Origin of the sequence: Streptomyces sp. sk2.1 (assembly GCF_008120935.1) — a bacterium.
Classification (GTDB): domain Bacteria; phylum Actinomycetota; class Actinomycetes; order Streptomycetales; family Streptomycetaceae; genus Streptomyces.
This window is the reverse complement of sequence record NZ_RDBO01000077.1, coordinates 1,193,292-1,217,773: the sequence shown is the minus strand read 5'-3', so window position 1 is coordinate 1,217,773 and position 24,482 is coordinate 1,193,292. Positions and strand designations below refer to the sequence as shown.

The 24,482-nt window shown below is 72.1% G+C and carries 22 protein-coding genes and 1 pseudogene; 7 read left to right on the top strand and 16 right to left on the bottom strand.

Annotation, left to right across the window (positions count from 1 at the left end):
- Together EAO76_RS32715 and EAO76_RS32710 are read left to right on the top strand one after the other, a co-directional pair.
- Positions 1–1,169: pseudogene (locus EAO76_RS32715) on the top strand (purine-cytosine permease family protein); the annotation flags it as partial.
- A 58-nt stretch (positions 1,170–1,227) separates the two neighbouring features.
- Positions 1,228–2,193: an LLM class flavin-dependent oxidoreductase gene (locus tag EAO76_RS32710; RefSeq protein ID WP_148839560.1), complete on the top strand. Its 966-nt coding sequence runs from the start codon at positions 1,228–1,230 to the stop codon at positions 2,191–2,193.
- 131 nt (positions 2,194–2,324) lie between these two features.
- Here the strand turns inward: EAO76_RS32710 and EAO76_RS32705 are convergent, their stop codons facing one another.
- The 4 genes from EAO76_RS32705 to EAO76_RS32685 all read right to left on the bottom strand — a co-directional run bounded on the left by EAO76_RS32705 (position 2,325) and on the right by EAO76_RS32685 (position 8,911).
- Positions 2,325–3,743, bottom strand: coding sequence for a sugar porter family MFS transporter (locus tag EAO76_RS32705; RefSeq protein WP_148839558.1), 1,419 nt, complete (start codon positions 3,741–3,743; stop codon positions 2,325–2,327).
- A gap of 205 nt (positions 3,744–3,948) precedes the next feature.
- On the bottom strand, positions 3,949–7,617 hold the full coding sequence (locus EAO76_RS32700; protein ID WP_148839556.1) for an AAA family ATPase: 3,669 nt from the start codon (positions 7,615–7,617) through the stop codon (positions 3,949–3,951).
- Positions 7,618–7,976: 359 nt separating this feature from the next.
- A complete protein-coding gene (locus tag EAO76_RS32695) occupies positions 7,977–8,189 on the bottom strand; it encodes a hypothetical protein (protein WP_148839554.1) in 213 nt (70 codons plus the stop codon).
- A 440-nt stretch (positions 8,190–8,629) separates the two neighbouring features.
- Complete coding sequence (locus EAO76_RS32685; protein WP_148839552.1) at positions 8,630–8,911, bottom strand: acylphosphatase; 282 nt, start codon at positions 8,909–8,911, stop codon at positions 8,630–8,632.
- 145 nt (positions 8,912–9,056) lie between these two features.
- Here EAO76_RS32685 and EAO76_RS32680 point away from each other — a divergent pair, with 145 nt between their 5' ends.
- Positions 9,057–9,980, top strand: coding sequence for a CAP domain-containing protein (locus tag EAO76_RS32680; protein ID WP_148840438.1), 924 nt, complete (start codon positions 9,057–9,059; stop codon positions 9,978–9,980).
- Positions 9,981–10,104: 124 nt separating this feature from the next.
- The gene (locus tag EAO76_RS32675; RefSeq protein WP_148839551.1) at positions 10,105–10,500 is read left to right on the top strand and encodes a helix-turn-helix domain-containing protein; all 396 of its coding nucleotides are present in this window, start codon (positions 10,105–10,107) and stop codon (positions 10,498–10,500) included.
- A 6-nt stretch (positions 10,501–10,506) separates the two neighbouring features.
- Here the strand turns inward: EAO76_RS32675 and mutM are convergent, their stop codons facing one another.
- From mutM to EAO76_RS32630, 9 genes are all read right to left on the bottom strand, one after another.
- Complete coding sequence (gene mutM, locus EAO76_RS32670) at positions 10,507–11,364, bottom strand: bifunctional DNA-formamidopyrimidine glycosylase/DNA-(apurinic or apyrimidinic site) lyase (RefSeq protein WP_148839549.1); 858 nt, start codon at positions 11,362–11,364, stop codon at positions 10,507–10,509.
- A gap of 133 nt (positions 11,365–11,497) precedes the next feature.
- A complete protein-coding gene (gene rnc / locus EAO76_RS32665; RefSeq protein ID WP_148839547.1) occupies positions 11,498–12,322 on the bottom strand; it encodes a ribonuclease III in 825 nt (274 codons plus the stop codon).
- A gap of 19 nt (positions 12,323–12,341) precedes the next feature.
- A complete protein-coding gene (gene rpmF, locus EAO76_RS32660; RefSeq protein ID WP_003965982.1) occupies positions 12,342–12,515 on the bottom strand; it encodes a 50S ribosomal protein L32 in 174 nt (57 codons plus the stop codon).
- 2 nt (positions 12,516–12,517) lie between these two features.
- Positions 12,518–13,180, bottom strand: a complete 663-nt coding sequence (locus tag EAO76_RS32655; protein WP_148840437.1) for a DUF177 domain-containing protein — start codon at positions 13,178–13,180, stop codon at positions 12,518–12,520.
- A gap of 185 nt (positions 13,181–13,365) precedes the next feature.
- Positions 13,366–14,460: a cell division initiation protein gene (locus tag EAO76_RS32650; RefSeq protein ID WP_148839545.1), complete on the bottom strand. Its 1,095-nt coding sequence runs from the start codon at positions 14,458–14,460 to the stop codon at positions 13,366–13,368.
- A gap of 95 nt (positions 14,461–14,555) precedes the next feature.
- Entirely contained in the window at positions 14,556–15,038 is a 483-nt protein-coding gene (coaD, locus tag EAO76_RS32645; RefSeq protein ID WP_187438913.1) for a pantetheine-phosphate adenylyltransferase, read from the bottom strand.
- Between the two features lie 26 nt (positions 15,039–15,064).
- A complete protein-coding gene (gene rsmD / locus EAO76_RS32640; protein ID WP_148839542.1) occupies positions 15,065–15,649 on the bottom strand; it encodes a 16S rRNA (guanine(966)-N(2))-methyltransferase RsmD in 585 nt (194 codons plus the stop codon).
- 116 nt (positions 15,650–15,765) lie between these two features.
- Entirely contained in the window at positions 15,766–18,033 is a 2,268-nt protein-coding gene (recG, locus tag EAO76_RS32635) for an ATP-dependent DNA helicase RecG (protein WP_148839540.1), read from the bottom strand.
- Positions 18,034–18,084: 51 nt separating this feature from the next.
- On the bottom strand, positions 18,085–19,707 hold the full coding sequence (locus tag EAO76_RS32630) for a DAK2 domain-containing protein (RefSeq protein WP_148839539.1): 1,623 nt from the start codon (positions 19,705–19,707) through the stop codon (positions 18,085–18,087).
- 257 nt (positions 19,708–19,964) lie between these two features.
- Here EAO76_RS32630 and rpmB point away from each other — a divergent pair, with 257 nt between their 5' ends.
- Positions 19,965–20,150: a 50S ribosomal protein L28 gene (gene rpmB / locus EAO76_RS32625; RefSeq protein ID WP_030928661.1), complete on the top strand. Its 186-nt coding sequence runs from the start codon at positions 19,965–19,967 to the stop codon at positions 20,148–20,150.
- 123 nt (positions 20,151–20,273) lie between these two features.
- Here the strand turns inward: rpmB and thiD are convergent, their stop codons facing one another.
- Positions 20,274–21,080: a bifunctional hydroxymethylpyrimidine kinase/phosphomethylpyrimidine kinase gene (gene thiD / locus EAO76_RS32620; RefSeq protein ID WP_148839537.1), complete on the bottom strand. Its 807-nt coding sequence runs from the start codon at positions 21,078–21,080 to the stop codon at positions 20,274–20,276.
- Positions 21,081–21,090: 10 nt separating this feature from the next.
- Positions 21,091–22,062, bottom strand: a complete 972-nt coding sequence (locus EAO76_RS32615) for a thiamine-phosphate kinase (RefSeq protein WP_148839535.1) — start codon at positions 22,060–22,062, stop codon at positions 21,091–21,093.
- A 323-nt stretch (positions 22,063–22,385) separates the two neighbouring features.
- On the opposite strand from EAO76_RS32615, the gene EAO76_RS32610 reads away from it, so the two are divergent.
- On the top strand, positions 22,386–22,619 hold the full coding sequence (locus EAO76_RS32610; RefSeq protein WP_148839534.1) for an Lrp/AsnC family transcriptional regulator: 234 nt from the start codon (positions 22,386–22,388) through the stop codon (positions 22,617–22,619).
- Positions 22,620–22,639: 20 nt separating this feature from the next.
- Positions 22,640–23,122, top strand: coding sequence for a DUF3515 domain-containing protein (locus EAO76_RS32605; RefSeq protein WP_376042464.1), 483 nt, complete (start codon positions 22,640–22,642; stop codon positions 23,120–23,122).
- A 49-nt stretch (positions 23,123–23,171) separates the two neighbouring features.
- Here EAO76_RS32605 and EAO76_RS32600 read toward each other — a convergent pair whose 3' ends face one another.
- Positions 23,172–24,329 (bottom strand): D-alanine--D-alanine ligase family protein, encoded by a 1,158-nt coding sequence (locus EAO76_RS32600; protein ID WP_148839533.1) that lies wholly within the window; start codon positions 24,327–24,329, stop codon positions 23,172–23,174.
- Positions 24,330–24,482: the final 153 nt, after the last annotated feature.

The following is a 24,482-nucleotide window of genomic DNA, read 5'->3' as shown; positions in this document are numbered from 1 at the left end:
GGTCAGGGCGCCGGGCATGGCGCTCTCCCGGGCGGTCTTCGGCCAGCGCGGCAACCTGCTGCCCGGCGCCCTGACCTGGGTCGCCCGCTGGGGCTGGGAGACCGTGAACGCGGTCACCGGGACCTACGCCGTGCTCGCCGTGCTGAATCTGCTCCTCGGGGTCACCGGCACCCACAGCCTGACCGTGCTGACCCTGCTCGCCTTCGTGGGGTGCAGCTATCTGGTGTCGGGGCTCGGCCTGGGGGCGTTACGGCTGTGCTGCGTCTGGTCCTCGTACCTCTTCGGCGGCGTCAGCCTGCTCGTGCTGGTCCATCTGGCCGGGGCGACCGACTGGCAGGACGTGCTGGGCCGGCCGGCCGGACCGGCCTCGATGATGGTCGCCGGGGTGGGCACGCTGGTCGCCGGCGGCATCAGCTGGGCCCCGTCCGGTCCGGACTTCGCCCGCTACCTGCCACGCACCGCCTCCGGCGCGGCGATGGTCGGCGCGACCGTGGGCGGCGCCGGGATCGTGTACGTGCCGATGGTCCTGACCGGAACCGTGATGGCGGTCGCCTCGCCGGGGCTGGCGACCGCCCCCGACCCGGTCGCGTTCATCGGCCCGCTGCTGCCCGGCTGGCTCTCCGTCCCGTACCTGCTTGACCGCGGTGGCCGGGATGGTGCTGATCAACGCGATGTCGCTGTACTCGGCGGGGTTCACCGCGCAGACCCTGGGGTTCACCGTGCCCCGCACCTGGGCGGTCGGGCTGAACGCCGCCATCAGCCTGTTCCTGGGCTCGCTGCTGATGATGTCGGCCACGGGCTTCCTGGACTCCTTCGTCTCCTTCCTCGCGCTCCTGTCGGTGACGTTCTCGGCCTGGGTGGGGGTCTTCGCCGTGGACCTGCTGCGCGGGCGCGCGTACGACCCGGCGGCGCTGCTGGACACCACACCGGCCGGCGCCTACTGGTACACCGGCGGCTTCTGCGTACCGGCCGTGGCCGCGTGGGGCACGGGCCTGGTGACGGGGCTGCTCTTCACGGGCGTGGAGTGGTTCGCGGGACCGCTCTCCACCACCTGGATCGGGCACCAGGGGTTGGGCTGGGCGGTCACGATCACCGTCTCCGCGACCCTGTACGCGATCCTGCCGCGCCCCGCCGACCGGACCGGAGGCGACCGCTCCCTACACTTCTGACGGCACGTCAGCTAATGTCCGCCCTCGCCGAGTCCGCCCGACGACGGGGGCAAGTGTCATGACCTACACAGTGGTCCGGTTCAATCTCGTCGCTCCCGGTGCCACCCCCGAGTCGCTCTCGGCCCGGTACCGCGCCGCGCTGGAGATGGCCGCGTACGCCGACGGGCACGGCATCGACACCGTGCAGACCGAGGAGCACCACGGGGCCGCCGACTCCTGGCTGCCCTCCCCCTTCGTCTTCGCCGGCTCGGTCCTCGGCGCCACCCGCCGCATCGCGGTCACCGTGTCGGCGGCCATCGGACCGCTGCACGACCCGCTGCGGCTGGCCGAGGACATCGCGGTCCTGGACCTGCTGAGCGCCGGCCGGCTGGTGACGGTGGCGGGAATCGGCTACCGGCCCGAGGAGTACGAGCGGGCGGGCGTCGACTGGGCCGGGCGCGGCAGGCTCCAGGACGAGCTGCTGGAGACCCTGGTGCGGGCGTGGACCGGCGAGCCGTTCCCGTACCGGGGCCGCACGGTCCGGGTCACGCCCCGCCCGTACACCCGGCCGCATCCGCCGCTGCTGGTGGGCGGCAGTTCGCGGGCGGCGGCACGGCGGGCGGCCAGGTTCGGGCTGCCGTTCTTCCCGAGCGCGCACCTGCCGGAGCTGGCGGCGTACTACGAGGAGCGGCGCGCCGCGTTCGGGACGGAGGGCTTCTGCATGATGCCCGCCGCCGAGACGCCCCTGCTGCACGTGTCCGAGGACCCGGACCGGACGTGGGCGCGGTACGGCGAGCACTTCCTGCACGAGGCGCGCGCGTACGCCTCCTGGCAGTCCGGGAACGTCCGCTCGGCCGTGCGCTCCGCGGCCACGACGGTGGCGGAGCTGCGCGAGGAGGGGGTCTACCGGATCGTCACCCCGGAGCAGTGCGCCCGGTGGGCCGGGGAGGCGGAGGGCCTGGTGCTGCATCCGCTGTGCGGCGGGATGCCGGTGGAGGAGGGGTGGCGGAGCCTGCGGCTGTTCTGCGAGGCGGTGGCCCGCTGACCGGCGGGGCCGTACGACCGCACGCCCGCACGGCCCCGGACCGGCGGGACCGGAGGAGCACCGGGGGCCGGCGGGGACGGCGGAGGTGACAGGGACACCGGGGTCGGCGGGGTCGGCGAGGTCGGCGAGGATCAGCCCATCTCCTCCAGCGCCTTGCCCTTGGTCTCCTTCACGAACTTGAGCACGAAGGGGATCGAGAGCGTGGCGAAGCACGCGTAGATGACGTACGTACCCGAGAGGTTCCAGTCGGACAGGCTCGGGAAGCTCGCCGTGATCGCCCAGTTGGCGAGCCACTGCGCGGACGCGGCGACCCCGAGGGCGGCGGCGCGGATCCGGTTGGGGAACATCTCGCCGAGGAAGACCCAGACGACGACGCCCCACGACAGGGCGAAGAAGAGCACGAACACATGGGCCGCGACGAGCGCCACGGCGCCCTGGGGGCTGGGCAGTTTGCCGTCGACCAGGTCGGCGGAGAAGGCCCAGGCCTCGCAGGCGAGGGCGACGGCCATGCCGGTGGAGCCCACCAGGGCGAGTGGTTTGCGGCCCACCCGGTCCACCAGGACCATCGCGATGACGGTACCGACGATGTTGATGATGGAGGTGGTGAACGAGTAGAAGAAGGAGTCGGTCGGGTCGACGCCGACGGACTGCCAGAGCGTCGCCGAGTAGTAGAACGCCACGTTGATGCCGACGAGTTGCTGGAAGACCGAGAGCCCGATGCCGACCCAGACGATCGGCAGGAAGCCGAAGCCGCCGCCGAGCAGGTCCTTGAACCTGGACTTGTGCTCACGGTGCATGGCGGTCTCGATCTCGGCCACCCGGGCGTCGAGGTCGACGTTCCCGCCCTCGACCTCCTCCAGGATCTGCCGGGCCCGGTCCTTCCTGCCGACCGAGATCAGGAACCGCGGCGACTCGGGGATCGCGAACGACAGCAGCCCGTACAGAAGGGCCGGGACGACCATCACACCGAGCATCCACTGCCATGCCTCCAGGCCGCCGATCCGGCCGCGCTGGTCGCCGTCGGCGAGCTGCAGGATGCCGTAGTTGACCAGCTGGGAGATGGCGATGCCGATGACGATCGCCGCCTGCTGGAAGGAGCCGAGCCGGCCGCGGTAGGCGGGCGGCGAGACCTCGGCGATGTACGCCGGTCCGATCACCGAGGCCATGCCGATGGCGAAACCGCCGATGATGCGCCACATCGCCAGGTCCCAGAGCGCGAACGGGAGCGCGGAGCCGACGGCGCTGACGGTGAAGAGCAGGGAGGCGATCTGCATGCAGCGGATGCGGCCGATGCGGTCGGCGATGCGCCCCGCGGTGGCCGCGCCGATCGCGCAGCCGATCAGCGCGATGGCGATGACCTGGGCGAGCGTCCCGGAGCCGATGTCGTAGCGGCTGCGGATCGCCTCGACCGCGCCGTTGATGACGGAGCTGTCGTAACCGAACAGGAAACCGCCCATCGCGGCGGCCGCGGTGATGAAGATGACATGGCCGAGGTGGTCCGGGTGGGCCGCTCGGGCTCCGGACGCCGGTCCCTGCGATGTGTTGGTCACATGAACTCCTGATGCCTGGCCGCGTCGTCAGGTGGGGCGAACATCCTCCAAGTGGCGCACAACTTCCCGGCCGCCACCACTTGAATTCGGACGCCATGTCACGGACGCACCGCCATCAGGACTTGAACCCGAAACCGGGATCACACCCGTAAAGCCCCGGAAGTACCCGAAACCTTCATCGATGTCCTGAAGGAATGGCAAGGGCTCAGCGCAGCCGCTGGCTGATCACCTTCGAGACGCCGTCGCCCTGCATCGAGACGCCGTACAGCGCGTCGGCGACCTCCATCGTCCGCTTCTGGTGCGTGATCACGATGAGCTGCGAGCTCTCCTGGAGCTCCTCCATGATCCGGATCAGCCGCTGCAGGTTGGTGTCGTCCAGCGCCGCCTCGACCTCGTCCATCACGTAGAACGGGCTCGGCCGGGCCTTGAAGATCGAGACCAGCAACGCCACGGCCGTGAGCGAGCGTTCGCCGCCGGAGAGCAGCGAGAGCCGCTTGACCTTCTTGCCGGGCGGCCTGGCCTCGACGTCCACGCCGGTGGCGAGCATGTTCTCCGGGTCGGTCAGGATGAGCCGCCCCTCACCGCCCGGGAAGAGCCGCGAGAACACGCCCTCGAACTCCCGGGCCGTGTCCCGGTACGCCTCCGTGAACACCTGCTCGACCCGCTCGTCGACCTCCTTGACGACCTGCATCAGGTCGGCCCTGGTCTTCTTCAGGTCCTCCAGCTGTTCGGAGAGGAACTTGTGCCGCTCCTCCAGGGCGGCGAACTCCTCCAGGGCGAGCGGATTCACCTTCCCGAGTTGCTGATACGCCCGTTCGGCCGACTTCAGCCGCTTCTCCTGCTCGGCCCTGACGAACGGCTTCGGCTGGTTGCGCGGGTGCTCCGGGTCCTGCGGCAGTTCCTCGCCCTCGGCGGCCGGCGAGGGCGGTACGAGCTGGTCGGGGCCGTACTCGGCGGCCAGCCCGGCCGGTTCGACGCCCAGCTCCTCCAGCGCCTTCGTCTCCAGTTGCTCTATCCGCAGCCGCTTCTCGGCGCCGAGCACCTCGCCGCGGTGGACGGAGTCGGTGAGCTTGTCCAGCTCGGCCTTGAGGTCGCGGCCCCGCTCGCGCCCGGCCGCCAGGTCCCGTTCCCGTTCCGCCTTCGCCGCCTCGGCCGCGGTCCGCTCCCGCTCGGCCCGTACGACGGAGACCTCGACGTGGGCGAGCAGCTGACGGGCGCCGGACGCGACGGCGGAGGCGACCTCGGCCTCATGGCGCAGCCGGGCGCGGCGCCGCTCGGCGCGGGCGCGGGCCTCCCGTTCGGCGCGGGCGCCCCGGTCGAGGGAGTCCGCACGGCCCGCGAGGCCCTTGACCCGCTCCTCGTGGGTGCGCACCTGGAGACGGGCCTCCATCTCGGTCTGGCGGGCGTTGGCGCCGTCGGCGGCGAGCCGGTCGCGCACGGAGGTGTCCGGCTCCTCCTCCACCGGCGTCTCCTCGGCGACGAGCAGTCGCTCGGCCAGCTCCTCGGCCTCCGCCGTCGCCCGCTCCAGCGCCTCCTGGGCGCGGGCGGCCGCCGCGGTCATCCGCTCGGCCTCGCCCGCCGCACCGCGCGCCTGCCCGGCCAGCCGCCCCAGCTGCTGGGCCACCCCGGACTTCTCCCGCTCGGCGGCCCGGCGCCGCTCCCCGATCTCCTCGACCAGCCCGGCGCCCGCCCTGCGGCGCTCCCCCGCGATCCGCTGCGCCTCGGCCGACTCCGCGCACCGGACGGCCAGTTCCTCCAGCCGGGCGGCGGCCTCGTCGACCGATGCCTGTACTTCGAGCAGGCTCGGCGCCCCGGCGGAGCCCCCGTGCGCGAAACGGGCCGAGAGGACGTCCCCCTCGGCGGTCACGGCCGTCAGCTCCGGGTGCACGGAGACGAGCTTCTCGGCGTCCTCCAGCGTGTCGACGACCGCCATGTCCCGCACCAGCGCGCGGACGGCGTCCATCAGTCCGGCGGGCCCGCGGACGAGACCGGCCACGGCGGGCGCTCCGCCCACGGCGACGGCGACCGCCTGCCCGGCCGTACGGGCCCCGGCCGGGCCGTCCGCCCCCTGGGCCTGCCCGGGCACCCGCCCGGCGGCGCCGCTGTCGGAAGCACCGGTGCCAAGGGCGCCACCCTGGTCGGGAACCCCGGCGCGCACCCCGCCCAGCAGCAGCGCCGCCCGCCCCGCGTCCTCCTTGCGCAGCAGCCGGATCGCCTCCGCCGCCGCGGCCGGGTCCGTCACCGCGACCGCGTCCGCCGCCGCGCCCAGGGCCGCCGCCACGGCGACCTCGTACCCCGGCTCCACCGTCAGGAGTTCCGCGGCCGGTCCGAGCAGCCCCGACAGCCGGTCCTGCGCACCGAGCAACGCGCCCGTGCCGTCCTTGCGCCGCAGGCCGAGCGCCAGCGCCTCGTGGCGGGCCGCGACCGCCGCCCGTTCCCGCTCGGCGGCGGAGGCCGCCTCCCGGCTCGCGGAGAGCGCCGCCTCGGCCTCCGCGAGCTCCCGCTTGGCGGCGTCGTGCCGTTCGGCGAGCTCCGCGTCACCGGCGTCCAGGCCCTCGACCTCGGCCTTGAGCTGTTCGTACTCCTCCTGGGCGGCGACCGCCCGGTCCCGCGCCTCGTCCCGGGAGGCGGCCAGCCGGTCGATCTCGGCCTGGGCCGAACCGGCACGGCTGCGGGCCGCGTTGACCTGGCCGTTCAGTCGGGCGAGCCCTTCGCGGCGGTCCGCGATGGCGCGGGCCGCGTCCTTGAGCCTGCGCTCCTCGGCCGCCAAGTCCCGCTCCAGCTCGGCACGGTGGGCCGCGGTGTCCTCCAGCGCGTGTTCCGCCGCCGTCAGCGCGGCCTCCAGCTCCGCCTCCTGCTCGCGGATCCGGGCGGCCTCCCGCTCCATGTCCTCCGGGTCCCGGCCGCGCCGCTCCTCCACGGCGGGGGCGGTGGCGCTCTTCACCCGGGCGTCGGCCAGCGAGATCGTGCCGCGCACCCGCTCCGCCAGCTGCGACAGTTCGTACCAGGTCTGCTGGGCCCGCTGGAGCCGGGGCGCCAGCCGCCGCACCTCGTCCTCCAGCTCCGCCTCGCGCGCCAGGGCCGCCCTGAGCTCCCGCTCCGCCGCCTCCCGGCGCTGCTTGAGCGCGGCCTCGTCGGCGATCTCGCTGCGCAGCGCGGTGCGCAGCCGTACCAGGTCGTCGGCGAGCAGCCGCAGCCTGGCGTCGCGCAGATCGGCCTGGATCACGGCGGCCCGGCGCGCCACGGCCGCCTGCCGGCCGAGCGGCTTCAGCTGTCGCCGCAGTTCGTCGGTCAGGTCCTGGACGCGGGCCAGGTTGGCCCCCATCGCGTCCAGTTTCCGCAGCGCCTTCTCCTTCCGCTTGCGGTGCTTGAGCACGCCCGCGGCTTCCTCGATGAACGCGCGGCGGCCCATCGGATCGGCGTGGAGCACGGAGTCCAGCTGGCCCTGGCCGACGATGACGTGCATCTCGCGGCCGATGCCCGAGTCGGAGAGGAGTTCCTGGATGTCCAGCAGCCGGCAGGTGTCGCCGTTGATCTGGTACTCGCTGCCGCCGTTGCGGAACATGATCCGAGTGATCGTCACCTCGGCGTACTCGATGGGCAGCGCGCCGTCGGAGTTGTCGATGGTCAGCGACACCTCGGCCCGCCCGAGCGGCGGCCGCCCGGTGGTGCCGGCGAAGATCACGTCCTCCATCTTTCCGCCGCGCAGGGACTTGGCCCCCTGTTCCCCCATGACCCAGGAGAGCGCGTCCACCACATTGGACTTGCCCGACCCGTTGGGGCCGACGACGCACGTGATGCCGGGTTCGAACCGCAGCGTCGTGGCGGAGGCGAACGACTTGAAACCACGCAGGGTGAGGGCCTTGAGGTGCACGCCGCCGGACTCTACCTCTCGCTCTCGGTTTCGCTGATGAAGGTGCAGGGCACATCAGACGTTAAGGGAAGGGGTGTACGCCGGGGCCGGGCCCCGCGCGGGTCCGAACGGAAAAGAAAGTTCCGGGCGGAAAAAGAAAGAAGGGACGCCGAAGCGCCCCTTGCAAATCTTGTTCGTGTTGCAGCGTGCGCGGTGTTGCCGGTGCGCGGTTTCCTTGCTGCGGCTGCGCATGACGGATCAAGGACATGTCACGGGTGTGACAGATCAAGAGCAGCGATCTCCGATGATCCGGCGACGATCCGGGTGATGGCCTCGGACGGCTGACACGTACGGCCCGACCGGCCCCTGGGGGCCATCGGTCAGGTCAGCGCCGGCTCCGCCTGAGGTACGTCGATGTCGATGCTGTCGAGCAGCGACTCTTGGTGCTGGGCGGCGGCGTTCAGCGCATCGTTCTCGCCCTGAATCCGTACGAGCTCGGATTCGAGGTCCTGGACGCGCTGCTGGAGCCGTCGCATCTCGGCGAGGAGTCGCGGGTCGGAACCGCCGACGTAACCGAGAAGCGCCTTTGCCATGATGGATGGTCCTCCACACTGAGTGACCGACCGATGCGGTGTGGGTCGTGAGGGAATCGCACCCGCGGTGCTCGGCAGTGCATCTGTCATCACTGCTGTTCTGCTGCCAAACAGCCCTGCCGAACAGCTGAGGTGCGCGGGGATTTCAGAGTCTCACCAAAAAGTTTGACGGTCAACACGATCACGCCCCGTGGAGACGGGCATCCCGGGGGCGCGCGGCTCGACGATCATGCGGCGCGTCTCTCCTGCGGGGCCCTGGAGGGCGTGGAGATCATCCTTACCGCCGCAGCCTGGCACGCCGAGCGAAACTTGGCAACCACCCGGTCAATCCGCAGGTCATTTCATGTGTGCGGGGATGCGAGCCCGGTCACACAACCCCCCGCCACAGGTCGAACACGGCCCGAACACGGCGACGTCCGCAGCCCCGGAACGGGCCCGTGTCAGCGGATCGCGAAACCCTCGTAACCACCGCGCGGGGTGTCCCATATCTCAGTGACGCCGTCCACGCGGCCGGGTGTGTCGTCCGAACGCAGCCACTCCAGCAGGCGGTGGCAGTTCTCCCGCCGCCCCTCGGCGACGACCTGCACCCTGCCGTCGTCGAGATTGAGGGCGAAGCCGGTGAGGCCGCCGATCTCCAGCGCGTTCGCCCTGGTGAACCAGCGGAACCCCACCCGCTGCACTCGGCCGCGCACCCACACGGTGAGTCGTACGTCTTCGTTCATGTCCGAACGCTAACCGGCCAATTGCCCCCGGAGCACATCCCGGTCACAGGCCATGGCGTACAGTCCCGTCGCAACGACCTCACTCGTTCGGGTGAAGCACGTCGACGTCGGAAGCGGCGTCCAGATCCTCGGAAGGGCCCAGCAGATGGGACGCCACAGCCGCTCCGCCGCAGTTCCCGCCCCCGGGAACGGCGAGACCCGGCCCCGCGGCCACCGCAGGAAGCGTTCCGCGAGCCCCATCCGTACCGGAATGGTCGGCGTCTCCGCGGCGCTCGCCGTGGGAGCCGTCGCGATGAGCTCGGGTCTGCTGCCCGGTGGCGGCGGCACCTACACGATCGGCGGCGGGCCCTCCGACCGGGTGCGCCCGGAGGGGAACTCGGACCTGCTGACCCGGGGCGGCACCGCCTCCGCCCCGGCCGGCCGGGGCACCGCGTCCGACCAGTCCAGCCGCGGCATCGACCGCTCCGACAGTCTGAAGAAGGCGGAGTCCTCCACTCCGTCCGCCTTCCCCTCCAGGACGCCGGACGCGTCCGAGCGGTCCGACGACAAGGCCAAGCCGTCCCGGTCGGCCGGGGCCGCCGAGTCCAAGGCGTCACGGAGCTCCGCACCCGCCGCCGGGAAGTCGTCGGCCGCGCCGAAGAGCTCCGCCTCCACCCCGGCCGCCCGCAGGTCCATGGCCTCGGCCCCGGCCTCCTCCTCCGCGCAGGCCGCCGTGCTCGCGCTGGTCAACCAGGAGCGCTCGAAGGTCGGCTGCAGCCCGCTGACCGCCAGCTCCTCGCTCGCCTCCCTCGCCCAGGACTTCAGCCGGGACATGGCCGCCCGGGGCTTCTTCGACCACACGGACCCCGACGGCCGATCCCCCTGGGACCGGGCGTCGAAGGCCGGTGTGAAGGGCCTCGCCGCCGAGAACATAGCCCGCGGCCAGGCCGACGCGCAGGCTGTGATGGAGGCCTGGATGGACAGCCCGGGACACCGGGCGAACATCCTCAACTGCGACTACAAGACCCTCGGCGTCGGCGTGCACCAGGGCTCCGGCGGCCCCTGGTGGACCCAGGAGTTCGGCTTCTGACCGTCGCCCCGCGCACCGCCCCTCCCCCGGTCCCGCGCGCGACCCGGCCGCTGCCCTCGCCCTGCGCTCACCGGGGGAAAGCGCACTCCGGTGGTGAGCGCCGTGCGGGCGTACGCTGGCCGACATGGATCAGAACACCCCGTCGGCCGAGTCGCCCTTCGACGTGTTCTCCCGGCAGTGCCCCTCGCGCGGCACGCTGGAGCACGTCACCGGACGCTGGGGCGCCCTGACCCTGGGAGCGCTGTACGAGAGCGGCTTCCGTTTCAACGAGCTCCGGCGCCGCGTCGACGGGGTGAGCGAGAAGATGCTCTCCCAGACCCTGCAGGCCCTGGAGCGGGACGGTCTGGTGCACCGCGAGGCCCAACCGACCAATCCGCCGCGCGTCGACTACGGACTGACGCCCCTGGGCCGGCAGGTGGCCGAGCGGCTGCTCGGGCTGATCCAGTTCGTCGAGGACCGGATGCCCGAGGTGCTCCGGGCCCGTGACCACTACGACGGGGCCCACCCCGACAAGGGCTGAGCCGCGTCAGGCCCGGCGCGGCGGACGCTGGCAGCGCGGGCAGAAGTAGCTGGAGCGGTTCATCCACGGGCGGCGGCGGATCGGCGTGCCGCAGCGGCGGCAGGGCTCGTCCTCCCGTCCGTAGGCGTCCAGCGAGCGGTCGAAGTAGCCGGACTCGCCGTTCACGTTGACGTAGAGGCTGTCGAAGCTGGTGCCGCCCTGGTCGAGTGCCGCGTTCATCACGTCGCGGGCGTGGCCCAGCAGTTCGGCCGCCTTGGGCCGGGTGAGGGTGGCGGTCGGCCGGTCGTAGTGCAGCGCGGTGCGCCAGAGCGCCTCGTCCGCGTAGATGTTGCCGACGCCGCTGATCAGCGTCTGGTCGAGCAGGGCGCGCTTGACGGTCGTCCGGCGCGCGCGCAGGGCCGTGTGGAAGGCCGCGTCGTCGAAGGCCGGGTCCAGCGGGTCGCGGGCGATGTGCGCGATGGTGTCGGGCAGCCCGTCGGAGGTGTTCTCGTGGAGCGAGAGCCCGCCGAAGGTCCGCTGGTCGACGAAGCGGAGCTCGGTGCCGAGGGAGTCGTCGAAGCGGATCCGTACGCGCAGGTGCTTCTCGTCGGGTGCGTCCTGGGGCTGCACGAGGAGCTGGCCGCTCATGCCGAGGTGGCCGAGGAGCGAACCGGCCCCTTCGTCCAGCGGAACCCAGAGGTACTTGCCGCGGCGCATGGCCGTCCCGAGGCGGGCGCCGCCGAGCCGGGCCTCGAAATCCGCGCCGCCCGCGAGGTGGCGCCGGACCGCACGCGGGTGCAGCACCTCGACGTCGGCGACGACGCGGCCGGTCACCCAGCGCTCCAGACCGCGCCGTACGACTTCGACCTCGGGCAGCTCGGGCACGGTGGCGCTCCTGGTTGGACGGCCTGACGGGATGGTGGAGGAAGGGGCCCGGGGGAAAGGAGTCCCTGGGGAAAGCGTACGTTTCCGGGCAGGAAGAGCCCCCCGGCGCACGGGGCGCCGAGGGGCTTCCGGGTCAGGCCGGAGTGGCGTCCGTGGACGGCGACGGGTCGGCAGAGGTGTCGGCGGCCTCTCCGTCGGCAGCGGCCTTCGCCGCGTCCTCCCGTGCCTGTGCGGCGGCGCTGATCTCGCGCCAGGCGGACTCCGCCGCCTGCTGCTCCGCTTCCTTCTTGCTACGGCCGGTGCCGGTGCCGTACGAGACACCACCGACGCGAGCAGCAGCAGTAAAGGTCTTCTCGTGGTCCGGGCCGGTCTCCGTGACGAGGTACTCGGGGACTCCGAGGCTCTCGCTCGCGGTGAGCTCCTGGAGGCTGGTCTTCCAGTCCAGGCCGGCGCCGAGGTTCGAGGACCTGTCGATCAGCGGGTCGAAGAGCCGGTGGACCAGCTCCGAGGCCGCGCTGAGGCCCTGATCGAGATAGACCGCGCCGATCACCGCTTCGAGGGTGTCAGCGAGGATGGATGCCTTGTCCCTGCCCCCCGTGCCCTCTTCACCGCGGCCGAGCCGGATGAAGGAGCCGAGTTCGAGGCCGCGGCCCACTTCCGCAAGCGCACGCGAGTTGACCACCGCGGCCCGCAACTTGGCCAGCTGGCCTTCGGGCAGGTCGGGGTGGGTGCGGTACAGCGTGTCCGTGACCACCAGGCCGAGCACCGAGTCCCCGAGGAACTCCAGCCGCTCGTTGGTGGGCAGACCGCCGTTCTCGTACGCGTACGAACGGTGGGTCAGCGCACGCACCAGAAGGGCGGTCTCGAGTTGATACCCGAGCCGCCCTTCCAGAAGCGTGTGGGACGAGGCTGTGTTGACGTTGTCTGCCTTCTTCTTGGCGTTGGACAACTCAGACATCGGGCCTCTCACCAGCCGCTCAGACCTCGAGGACCTGGCGCTTGTTGTACGTGCCGCAGCTGGGGCACGCGATGTGCTGCAGCTTCGGCTCCTGGCAACGCTCGCACGAAACCAGGGTGGGGACCGCAGCCTTCCACTGCGACCGGCGGTGGCGCGTGTTGCTGCGCGACATCTTCCGCTTCGGAACAGCCACGGCTACTTCTCCTGCTTCTCGTCGACGCCCGCATCGGCGCCGCCCATGTTGTCCTTCTCGCCGTCCTGAACGGTGTCGGCGAGTCCCTGCAATGCCGCCCAACGAATGTCGACGGCGTCGTGGTGGTGACCGGGGTTCTCGTCCAGCCTGATTCCGCATTCGGAACACAGGCCGGCACAGGACTCCCGGCACACCGGCTGCATCGGCAGTGCGAGCACCACCGCATCACGCAGCACTGGTTCGAGGTCGAACAGGCCGTCCTCGATGAAGAGCCTGTCCTCGTCGTCCTCGGCGTCGTCGGCCGGTTCCGCCTTGGCGCGGCCCCGGTCATCGGCGTCAGGGTACGAGAACATCTCCTGGAAGTCCGCAGCGACCTCTTGGCGCAGCGGCTCCAGACACCTTACGCACTCCCCCTCGGCGGTCGCACGGGCGGTGCCTGTGACAAGCACCCCTTCCATGACCGATTCGAGCCGGAGGTCCAGCTCCACGGGTGCGCCTTCCGGCACACCGATGACCCCGTCGATGCCGAGGTCCGCGGGAGCGTCCACCGAGCGGGTCAGCCGCTGGAGGGCACCGGGCCGCCGACCCAGCTCGTGCGTGTCGAACACGAGGGGGTTTCGGTGGTCGAGGTGGCCGTTCAGGGCTTTTCCTGCTTTCGAGATCATGCGCAACACGCGTCGTGGGAAGGCCGACCGGATTCGGAGTCGAAAACGGGCAGCCGGGATCGCGGACATACGCGCGACCGAGGAGCCAGGATACTGGACGTGTCGCCCAGCTCCCAATCGGGCCACCGGACCCGACCGGGCCGGACCTGCGGGCGGGCGCCGGGCCCTCGGTCCGGCGCCGCCGGTCAGCGTTCCTGCTCGTACCTGCGGAGCTGGTCCAGGTCGATCATGCTGGTGTCGAACAGACTGGTCTCGTCGAGGGCGCTCTCGCCCTGCTGGAGCGCCTGCTGGGGCTGCGCGGGCTGCTGCTGCCAGTCCCCGTACCCCTGTACCGGCACCTGGGCCTGCGCCTGGCCGTAGCCCTGCTGCTGGTAGGCGGCGTACGGGTCCGGCTGCTGCTGGTAGCCGTAGACGTCCTGCTGCGACTGGTCCTGGTACGCGTACGTCTCCGCGTAGCCGGGCTGCTGCGCGGGCATCTGCGGTGCCTGCGCCTGTGCCGGGAAGTGCGACTGGGCCTGCTGGTGCACCGGCTGCGGCTCGGGGGTGGCGAGTTCGGCGAGGCCGGCCCAGTGGTCCTCGTCGCTCACGCGCGTCTGGTTGCCCGCCGCGTCCTGGGCCGCCACGTGCGCGCCGAGGTCGTCGGTGGGGATCCGGCCGTGCAGCTTCTGCCGGCCGCGGCCGACCGCCTCCAGGGTCTTGGCGAGCACGGCCTCGAAGGCGCCGAGCTTGGTGTCCACGTATTCGTCGGCCCGGCTCCGCAGTATGTCCGGGTCGGTGCTGCGCTCGGGGGCCTCGGCGAAGTCCGGGTCCTCGCGGCCCTGCTCGTCGAAGGGGTGGCCGCGGCCGAGGAGCTTCTCGCGGCCCCGGTCGACGGAGCCGATGGTCTTGGTGAGGACGACCTCGAAGTTGGCGAGCTTGCTGTCGACGTACTCGTCCGCCTCGGAGCGGACCTCGGCGGCCTCCCGGCGGGCCTCGTCGAGGATGCGGTCGGCCTCGCCCTGAGCCTGCCTGGCGATCTCGGTCCCGGTGATCAGCGAGGTGCGTTCGGCGTGCGCGGCCTCGATGATCCGCTCCGCCTCGCGGCGGGCCTGCTCGGCCAGCTGCTCCTGGCCGCCGATGAGCTCCTGGGCCTGGGCGAGCGAGCCCGGCAGGGCCTGGCGCACCTCCTCCAGCATCGCGAGCAGTTCGGCGCGGTTGACCACGCACGAAGCCGACATGGGCATCGACCGGGCACTCCCGACCGCCTCGACGATCTCGTCGAGCTTCTTCTGCACGTCCACCGTGTGCTCGCCACTCTCTACAGCCGATTGGAGACGGACGGGACGACTGTACGGCCAGCCGGCGCCCGCCCGACACCTGCTGACGAACCGTCAGCTCAACGCCCCTGGGCGAGGCGCTCGGTGAGGGCCTCGTGGACCACCGGGGGAAGCAGGTGGGAGACGTCGCCGCCCCAGGTGGCGACCTCCTTGACCAGGGAGGACGACAGGAAGCTGTAGGTGGGGTTGGTGGGCACGAAGAGGGTCTCGACGCCCGAGAGGCCGTTGTTCATCTGGGCCATCTGGAGCTCGTAGTCGAAGTCGCTGACGGCCCGCAGCCCCTTGACGATCGCCGGGATGTCGCGCTGCTTGCAGAAGTCGACCAGGAGGCCGTGGAAGGACTCGACCTGGACGTTGCCGAACTCCGAGGTGACGCTGCGGATCAGGTCGATCCGCTCGTCGACCGTGAACAGGCCCTTCTTGGACTGGTTGATCATCACCGCGACGTGTACGACGTCGTACAGCTTCGAGGCGCGGCCAATGATGTCGAGGTGTCCATTGGTGATGGGGTCGAATGACCCCGGACAGACGGCGCGGCGCAACTTGATTCCCTCGCTCTCCGGTCCGGTCATCGTGCGTCTTCGCACGTAGAGGCGGCGCGACCGTACCAAAGCGTTCCTTCGCCGTAGCGACGGGCCCGCAACGCTTCGAAACCCTCGGGCCAGCCGAATTCTCCGCCCCTGGTGCTGCGTTCCACGGTGACGAGCGCATCGTCCGTGAGCCACCCCTGAGCACGGAGTGTGAGCAGTATCTCGCCAAGATCGTCGTCCGTGACGGCGTACGGCGGGTCGAGGAACACCACGTCGTACGGCTCGGCGGGCGCCGGGCCCGCGGCGACCTGCTCGGCCCGGCCGGTACGGACCTCGGCACCGGGCAGGCCGAGGGTGCGGACGTTGTCCCGGACGGTGCGGACGGCCTTGGGATCCGCCTCGACGAGCAGGGCGTGCGCCGCGCCCCGGGAGAGCGCCTCCAGGCCGACGGCGCCGGAGCCCGCGTACAGATCGGCGATCCTGACTCCCGCCAGGCTGCCGAGGAGGGCCTCCCAGGTGGAGAAGAGGCCCTCTCTCGCGCGGTCGGAGGTGGGACGGGTGCCGGTGCCGGGCGGAACGGCCAGGCGGCGGCCGCCGGCCGAGCCGGCGATCACGCGGGTCATGGGTGTCTGGTCCTCGGTTCGTGGGTGGCCCGCAGGATGCCGCGGTGTGGTGCCACCCACGATATGGCGTCGGGCCGGATCGGGCCCGCGCACCCGGGCGTCCCCGGCGGTGCCGGTCAGCCCTTGTCGAGGTACTGCTCGCGTTCCTTGTCGAGCAGGGCGTCCAGCGCGGTCCGCAGCCCGGGCAGGTGCTCCAGCCCCGGGTCGGCGGCGACGACCGCGACGGCCTCCTCGCGGGCGGCGGCGATGACCTCCTCGTCGTCGATGACGGTGAGCATCCGCAGCGAGGAACGGACCCCGGACTGGGCCTGGCCCAGGACGTCGCCCTCGCGGCGCTGTTCGAGGTCGATCCGGGAGAGCTCGAAGCCGTCGAGGGTGGCGGCGACGGCGGACAGCCGGGCGCGGGCCGGACTGGCCTCGTGCGCCTCGCTGACCAGGAGGCAGAGACCGGGGGCGGAGCCGCGGCCCACCCGGCCGCGCAGCTGGTGCAGCTGGGAGACGCCGAACCGGTCGGCGTCCATGATCACCATGGCGGTGGCATTGGGGACGTTGACCCCGACCTCGATGACAGTGGTGGCGACGAGGACGTCGACCTCGCCCGCGGCGAAGCGGCGCATCACGTCGTCCTTGTCCTCGGGCGGCATCCTGCCGTGCAGCACCTCGATGCGCAGACCGGCGAGGGGCCCCTCGGAGAGCTGTTCGGCGATCGCCAGGACGGCGAGCGGCGGGCGCTTCTCGCCGTCGCCCTCGGGCGCCTTGCCCCCCTTGCCGCCCGGCTCGTCCTCGTCGTCGCCGATGCGGGGGCAGACCACGTACGCCTGGTGCCCGTTCTCCACCTCCTCCCGCACCCGTTCCCAGGCGCGGGCGAGGAAGTGCGGCTTGTCCTTGGCGGGCACGACATGGCTGGCGATCGGCGAGCGGCCGGCCGGGAGCTGGTCCAGCACGGAGGTCTCCAGGTCCCCGAAGACGGTCATGGCGACCGTGCGGGGAATGGGGGTGGCGGTCATCACCAGCAGGTGCGGCGGCTGCTTCCCCTTGGAGCGCAGGGCGTCGCGCTGCTCCACGCCGAAGCGGTGCTGCTCGTCGACGACGACCAGGCCCAGGTCGTGGAACTTCACCTTGTCCTCGATCAGGGCGTGGGTGCCGATCACGATCCCGGCCTCGCCGGTGACGAGGTCCAGGAGCGCCTGCCGGCGGGCGGCGACGCCCATCGACCCGGTGAGCAGCACCACCTTCGTCCCTTGCTCGGAGCCGCCGAGCGCCCGCCCGTCGCCCGACCGCCGCCCCTCCTGATGAGGCGCTTCGCGCCACAGTCCCCAATTCTCGGCCAGCTCCCCCATCATCTCGGTGATGGATCTGTGGTGCTGCTGGGCGAGCACCTCGGTGGGCGCGAGCATGGCGGCCTGTCCGCCCGCGTCCACGACGCCGAGCATCGCCCGCAGCGCGACCATGGTCTTCCCCGATCCGACTTCCCCCTGGAGCAGCCGGTGCATCGGGTGTTCGGTCGCGAGGTCGTCGAAGATCTCCCCGGAGACCTTCTGCTGCCCGTCGGTGAGGGTGAAGGGCAGCTTGGCGTCGAAGGCGTCGAGCAGTCCGCCGGGCGCGGGCCTGCGGGCCACGGCCGGGAGCTGGGTGTCGGCGTACCTGCGGCGGGCCAGCGCGACCTGGAGGACGAATGCCTCGTCCCACTTGAGCCGGTCCCTGGCCAGGGCGATGTCCGCCTTGGTCTGCGGGCGGTGGACCTTCAGCAGCGCCTCCGGGAGCGGGGCGAAGCCGCGGCCCTCGCGCAGCGCGGCCGGCAGCGGGTCGACGGCCTCCCGCGCGCTGGGCAGGACCGTGTCGACGGCCTTGGCGATCCGCCACGAGTCCAGCTGCTTGCAGGCCGGGTAGATCGGCAGCAGCCGCCCGGCGAAGGCGTCCACCGCCTCCCTGTCCCCGTCCCCGGCCCCTTCACCGGGCCCGGTGTCCAGCAGCTGGTACGTGGGGTGGGCCAGCTGCATCTTCCGGTTGAAGACGGAGACCTTGCCGGCGAACATCGCCCGGCGGCCGGGCAGCAGCTCCTTGTGCGGCTTGTGGACGCCGTGGCCGAAGAAGACCAGCTGGAGGCGGCCGCTGCCGTCGGTGAGGGTCACCTCCAGGCGTCTGCCCCGGCCGTTGTTGAACGTCAGGACGCGGGCCTCGGCGACCTGGGCGACCACCGTCACGTGCTCGTCCAGCGGGAGATCGGTCAGCGCCGTGAGCCGACCGCGCTCCTCGTAGCGCCGGGGGTAGTGGTGGAGCAGGTCGCCGACCGTGTGCAGGTCGAGGTGGTCGGCCATCACCTTCGCGGTGGCTCCGCCGAGCAGCTTCTTGAGGGGTTCGTCGAACGCGGACACGCGATCCATTGCACACCACGCCACTGACAGTCGGCCGCCGGGCACGGCCCGGGGCCGGGTCTACTCCACCCCGATGAGCAGCGGGGCGCTCCGGGGGCCGCCCCGGTAGACCACCGTGTCCACCGCGAGGTGGCCCTCGCGCACGTGCTCCTCCAGTTCGTCGGCGAGGCCGTCGGGGACGTCCTCGCCCAGGACCAGGGTGACCAGTTCGCCGCCCGCCGCGAGCATCCGGTCCAGCACGGTCCGGGCGGTGTGCGGGACGTCCCCGCCGATGACCGCGACGTCGCCGTCGATCAGTCCCAGGACGTCCCCGGCCTGGCAGATGCCCGCCATGGTCCAGGACTGCCGTTCGGCGACGGCCAGTTCGGCGTAGCGGGTGGCGCCCGCGGCGGCGGTCATCGCCACCACGTCCTCGTCGAAGCTGCGGCCCGGTTCGTGGACGGCGAGGGCGGCGAGGCCCTGGACGGCGGCCCGGGTCGGGACCAGGGCGACCCGGACGCCTTCGGCGCGGGCCTGTTCGGCGGCCGCGGCGGCGGTGTGGCGCAGTTCCGCGTCGTTGGGCAGCAGGACCACCTCGCGGGCGTGCGCCCGGCGGATCGCGTCGACCAGTTCGCCGCTGGCGGGCGGTTCGCCGGGGCGGGCCAGGACCGTCGTGGCCCCGGCCTCCTCGCACAGGCCGCGCAGCCCGTCGCCGGGGACCACCACGACGACGGCGCGCTGCACGGGCTCGACGTGGGGATGGACCCGGTCCGCGCCGAAGTGGGTGATCCTGATCCGGTACGGGCGTCCCGCCTCGACGCCGGCCTCCACGGCGGCGCCCGCGTCGTCGACGTGCACATGGACGTTCCACAGCCCGTCGCCGCCGACCACCACGAGCGAGTCGCCGAGCGGGTCGAGCCGGGCCCGCAGCCGGTCCACCGCCTCGTCGGTGGCCTCCAACAGGTAGATGACCTCGAAGGCGGGCCCGTCCGCGGGGCCGGCCGCCACGCAGTCGTCCGGCACCGGAAGGACGGGGGCGGGAAGCACGGGTCCGGCGGCGGGCGCCCGTCCGCAGACCGCCTCGACGAGTGCCCCGAGCACCGTCACCAGTCCCCGCCCGCCGGCGTCCACGACGCCCGCCCGGCCGAGCACGGCGAGCTGTCCGGGGGTGGCGGCCAGGGCCGCCCGCGCCCCCTCGTACGCCGCCTGCGCGACCTCGGCGGTGGTGGCGTCGGCGGCGGTGCGCGCGGCGGCCGCCGCGGCCTCGGCGGCCACCGTCAGCACGGTGCCCTCGACGGGGTGGGCGACGGCCTGCCGGGCGGCGTCGGCCGCGGTGGCGAGCGCCCGGCGCAGGTGGTCCGCGTCGTGCCCGACGGCCAGTACCTGCGCCGTTCCGCGCAGCAACTGGGCCAGGATCGTGCCGGAGTTCCCGCGGGCGCCGATCAGGGCGCCGTGTGCCATGGCCCGTACCGCGTCGGCGGTGAGGGGGCTGGTCGGGCCGGTCTCGTGGGCGGCGAAGACGGCTTCGACGGCCTGGTTCGCGGACTCCACGGTCAGGTAGAGGTTGGTTCCGGTGTCCCCGTCGGCGACGGGGTAGACGTTGATCGCGTCGATCGCCGCGCGCTCCCGGCCCAGTGCCTCCAGGGCCAGTGAGCACCAGGCGCGCACCGCGACGGCGTCCATGTCGTCGTCGGTCTGCGGCACCTGTCGGTCCTCCTCGGAATCGGCCGTGGGCGGCCGGCTGCACCGCAGAGTAGTCCCGTGCGCGGGGTCCGTCGGGGACAGGGGCGGGACGGGGGCGGTGGAACCCATGGTAGTTTCGTTCTACCGACGCGGTCGTTGTATGCTGCTTCGGTTGCCCGACGAAAGTCGGGACATTCCCCCGGCACCGCCACTTCAGTCAACTGATTCCGGCGCGCCGGAATTCACTGTAAGTGCATCTGAAGTCTTTGGAGTGACCCGTGGCTGCCAACTGCGACGTCTGCGGCAAGGGGCCGGGCTTCGGCAACAACATTTCGCACTCGCACCGCCGTACGTCCCGTCGCTGGAACCCCAACATCCAGCGCGTGCGTGCCGTGGTCGGTCGGACGCCGAAGCGGCTCAACGTCTGCACCTCGTGCATCAAGGCCGGCAAGGTCGCGCGCTGACGTTCCCGTCGTAGCGCAGCCTTCCGGTTGCCCAAGAAGCCGGTCCACCCAGGTGGACCGGCTTCTTGCTGTGCGCCGGGACTCCCGGGCGCACGACAGGACTTGCGGCTTCCCCGGCGCGGATCACCCGATGCGGGTCCGCCAGCCGTGATCGACGGGGCCGATGCCCGCGCCCAGCGGGAAGCCCGCCTCGATCGCGCCGGTGACGTACGCCTTCGCGCCCCGTACCGCCGTGGGCACGTCCTGGCCCAGGGCCAGCCCGCAGGCGATCGCGGAGGCGAGGGTGCAGCCGGTGCCGTGGGTGTGCCGGTTGTCGTGTCTCGGGGCGCGCAGCCAGTGTTCCTCGGTGCCGTCCGTGAGCAGGTCGACGGGGTCGCCGGGCAGGTGGCCGCCCTTGACGACGACCCAGCGCGGCCCGAAGTCCAGCAGCGCGGCGGCGGCGGTGCGCATGTCCGCCTCGTCCCGGACGCCGATGCCGGTGAGTTGCGCGACCTCGTCCAGGTTCGGGGTGGCGACCGTGGCGGTCGGCAGCAGTTTCGTGCGTACGGAGTCGAGTGCCTCGGCCGCCAGCAGCGGGTCGCCGTGCTTGGAGACGCCGACCGGGTCGACGACGACCGGGGCGTCGGTGCCGGCGAGGAGTTCGGCCACGGTCTCCACGAGGACGGCCGAGGACAGCATGCCGGTCTTGACCGCCTGCACGCCGATGTCGTCCACCACACTGCGGTACTGGGCGCGCACGGCCTCGGCGGGCAGTTCCCAGGCGCCCCGCACCCCCAGCGAGTTCTGGGCGGTGACGGCGGTGAGCACGCTCATCCCGTGCGTCCCGAGCGCCAGCATCGTCTTCAGGTCGGCCTGGATGCCCGCACCGCCGCCGGAGTCGGATCCGGCGACGGTGAGCACTCGGGCGGGTACGGCAGCAGATATGGACATGCGCCGAAATCTACTGGGCGTCCTCTATGCCCCCGAAATGGTCCCAGCCGCTCCTGCTGGTCCAGGGCGCCCCGTCGACCGTCACCTGGGGCAGCGCGGAGGGGTTGAGCACCTCGCCGATGACCTTCCAGCGGGCGGGCAGCTTCACGTCCGGCGGGAAGGTGGCGACGATCGCGTGGTCCTCTCCCCCGGTCAGCACCCACTGGAGCGGGTCGACGCCGACGGCCTGCCCGATGTCGGACATCTGCGAGGGGATGTCGATGAGGCCGGAGCGCAGGTCGATGCGGACCTTGCTGGCCTCGGCGATGTGCCCGAGGTCGGCGACGAGCCCGTCGCTCACGTCCGTCATCGCGGTGGCGCCGAGCCCGGCGGCCGCGGGGCCCGCGTGGTAGGGGGGTTCGGGGCGGCGGTGGGCCTCGACGAAGGCGCGGGGCGAGCGGAAGCCCCGGGAGAGCACGGCGTATCCGGCGGCGGACCAGCCGAGCCAGCCGGTGACGGCGACGACGTCGCCGGGCTGGGCGCCGGCCCGGGTGACCGGTTCGTGGTTGCGCAGGTCGCCGAGCGCGGTGATCGAGACGGTGATCGTCTCGCCGCGCACCACGTCGCCGCCGACCACCGCGGCGCCCGCGACCTGGCATTCGTCACGCAGGCCGTCCATCAGCTCGCCGGCCCAGGTGACCGGGAGTTCGGCGGGGACGACCAGGCCGAGCAGCAGCGCGGTGGGCACCGCCCCCATGGCGGCGATGTCGGCGAGGTTCTGGGCGGCCGCCTTGCGGCCGACGTCGTACGCCGTCGACCAGTCGCGGCGGAAGTGCTGCCCCTCCAGCAGGATGTCCGTACTGGCCACGACCCTGCGGTCGGGGGCGGTCACGACCGCGGCGTCGTCGCCGGGGCCGAGCCGTACCGCCGGAGTGGTGGTGAGCCGGGCGGTGAGCTCCCTGATGAGCCCGAACTCCCCCAACTCGCCCACGGTTCCCTTCACCGAGTCTCACCTCTCATCTATCGCGCCGGACCGTCGTCCGGGCTGCTTCGGCGGCCGGTGGTCCCGATCGCGGACCGGCCGGCATGGCGGGGAGCAGTCTGCACCGCTCGTCACCGGCATGCCTGTTCCCCCTTCCGGCCCGCCGTGGTCTCGGTCGCGGGCCGTCACTGCTGTCGGTACTGTCAAGAGATACGTCAATCCGTGTCCTGCGCACGCCACGCGGTGGGCGTCAACCACCCGCAGGTCTCCCCGCGGCACGCGGCAACGCGATAACGTGGCGTCCCTTTCCCCCACATGATCCTCGTCGCCGCCCTGGAGGTTCCGTGGTACAGGCGTACATCCTCATTCAGACCGAGGTGGGCAAGGCGTCGACCGTCGCCGAGACCATCTCCGCAATTCCGGGAGTGATCCAGGCGGAGGACGTGACAGGCCCCTACGACGTGATTGTCCGCGCGCAGGCCGACACGGTCGACGAACTGGGCCGCATGGTGGTCGCCAAGGTCCAGCAGGTGGAAGGCATCACCCGAACCCTGACCTGCCCGGTCGTTCATCTGTAGTCCCCGTCTACGCTGGGCCGGTGACATCATCGCGCCGGCTCCGCCACCCCGTGTTCCTCGGTCCGTCCGTCGCCGCTCTGCTGCTGGCCGCGGCGGGCTGTTCCTCCTCGGGCGCGGCGGTGTCGGTCACGGTGCCCTCCCCTCCCCCGGAAGCCGCAGCCTACTGCCGCGCGCTGCACGGGGAACTGCCGGAGACCGTCGCCGGGCACGACCGCGGGGACACCGGGCCGAAATCCGAACTGACCGCCGAGTGGGGGGACGGAGCGATCGTACTGCGCTGCGGTGTCCCCCGGCCCGCGAAGATGGACGACCCCATGGCCAAGGGGACCGAGGCGAACGGCGTGAACTGGCTGCTGGAGCAGTCGCAGGACGCCGGGCCGCGTTTCACGACGACCTATCGCAAGGCGTACGTCGAGGTGAGCCTGTCCGCCGAGTACGCGCACGACGCGAGTCCGCTGGCCGCGTTCGGCCCGGCCGTCGAGAAGACGGTTCCCGGCCTGTAGGGCGTGCGCCGCCGTCGCGGGGCGCACGCCCTGTGGCACGGTCCGGCGCTCAGCGCAGGCCGGTCGACCGCCTCAGCGCGGCCTGGATCAGCCGGTCCACCAGCTCCTGGTAGCTCACACCGCTCTCCTGCCACATCCGCGGGTACATGGAGATCGGAGTGAAGCCGGGCAGGGTGTTGACCTCGTTGATCACGAAGGTGCCGTCCTCGGTGAGGAAGAAGTCGGCACGGACCAGTCCCTCGCAGGACACGGCGTCGAAGGCCTCGATCGCGAGGCGCTGGACCTCGGCGGTCTGCTCCTCGGTGAGCGGGGCGGGCACGATCCCGGAGGCCGAGTCGATGTACTTGGCCTCGAAGTCGTAGAAGTCGTGCGCGGTCACCGGCGGGATCTCGGCGGGCACGCTGGCGCGCGGACCGTCCTCGAACTCCAGCACCCCGCACTCGATCTCGCGGCCCCGCAGCAGCGACTCGACCAGGAACTTGGGGTCGTGGCGGCGGGCCTCCTCGATCGCCCCGTCGAGCCCGGACGGGTCGTCGACCTTGGTGATGCCGATGGAGGAGCCGGCCCGGGCGGGCTTGATGAAGAGCGGCCAGCCGTGCTCGCCGGCGAAGTCCACGATGCGCGCGCGGGCCCCGGCGGGGTCCTTGTCCCATTCCCGGGGGCGCACCACGAGGTAGGGGCCGACCGGCAGGCCGAAGGAGATGAAGACCCGCTTCATGTACTCCTTGTCCTGGCCGACCGCCGAGGCGAGGACCCCGGCGCCGACGTAGGGGACGCCGGACAGTTCCAGGAGTCCCTGGAGGGTGCCGTCCTCGCCGTACGGGCCGTGCAGCACGGGGAGGACGACGTCCACCTCGCCGAGTGCCTTGGGTACCGAGCCGGGCTCGCTGTACACCACTTCACGGCTGCCGGGGTCGACGGAGAGCACCACGGCACCCTCTGCGGACTCGGCCAGTTGGGCCACTTCCGGCATCTTCCGGTCCGTGATGGCCATGCGTTCGGGTTCGTCGGCGGTGAGCGCCCAGCGGCCGTCGGTCGTGATGCCGATCGGCAGGACGTCGTACTTGGTCCGGTCGATGGCGTTCAGGACGGCGCCGGCCGTGACGACCGAGATGCCGTGTTCGGAGCTGCGGCCGCCGAACACGACGGCCACGCGCGGCTTGCGGAGCTGCCGCTCCGGGCTCTGGGGGAGGTTCTCGCTGCTCATATCGGGTTGAGCGTACCTGCTGGTATCCCCTGCGTCAGCGCGGCCGGGTCCGCCACGGCGGTGACCGCGGACGTTCACCGCCGTGGCCCTCCGCGGCCCGTTCCGGAGCCCGTCGGGCGACCGCCCCCGGTCGAGGGGGCCGCCCGACGGGAT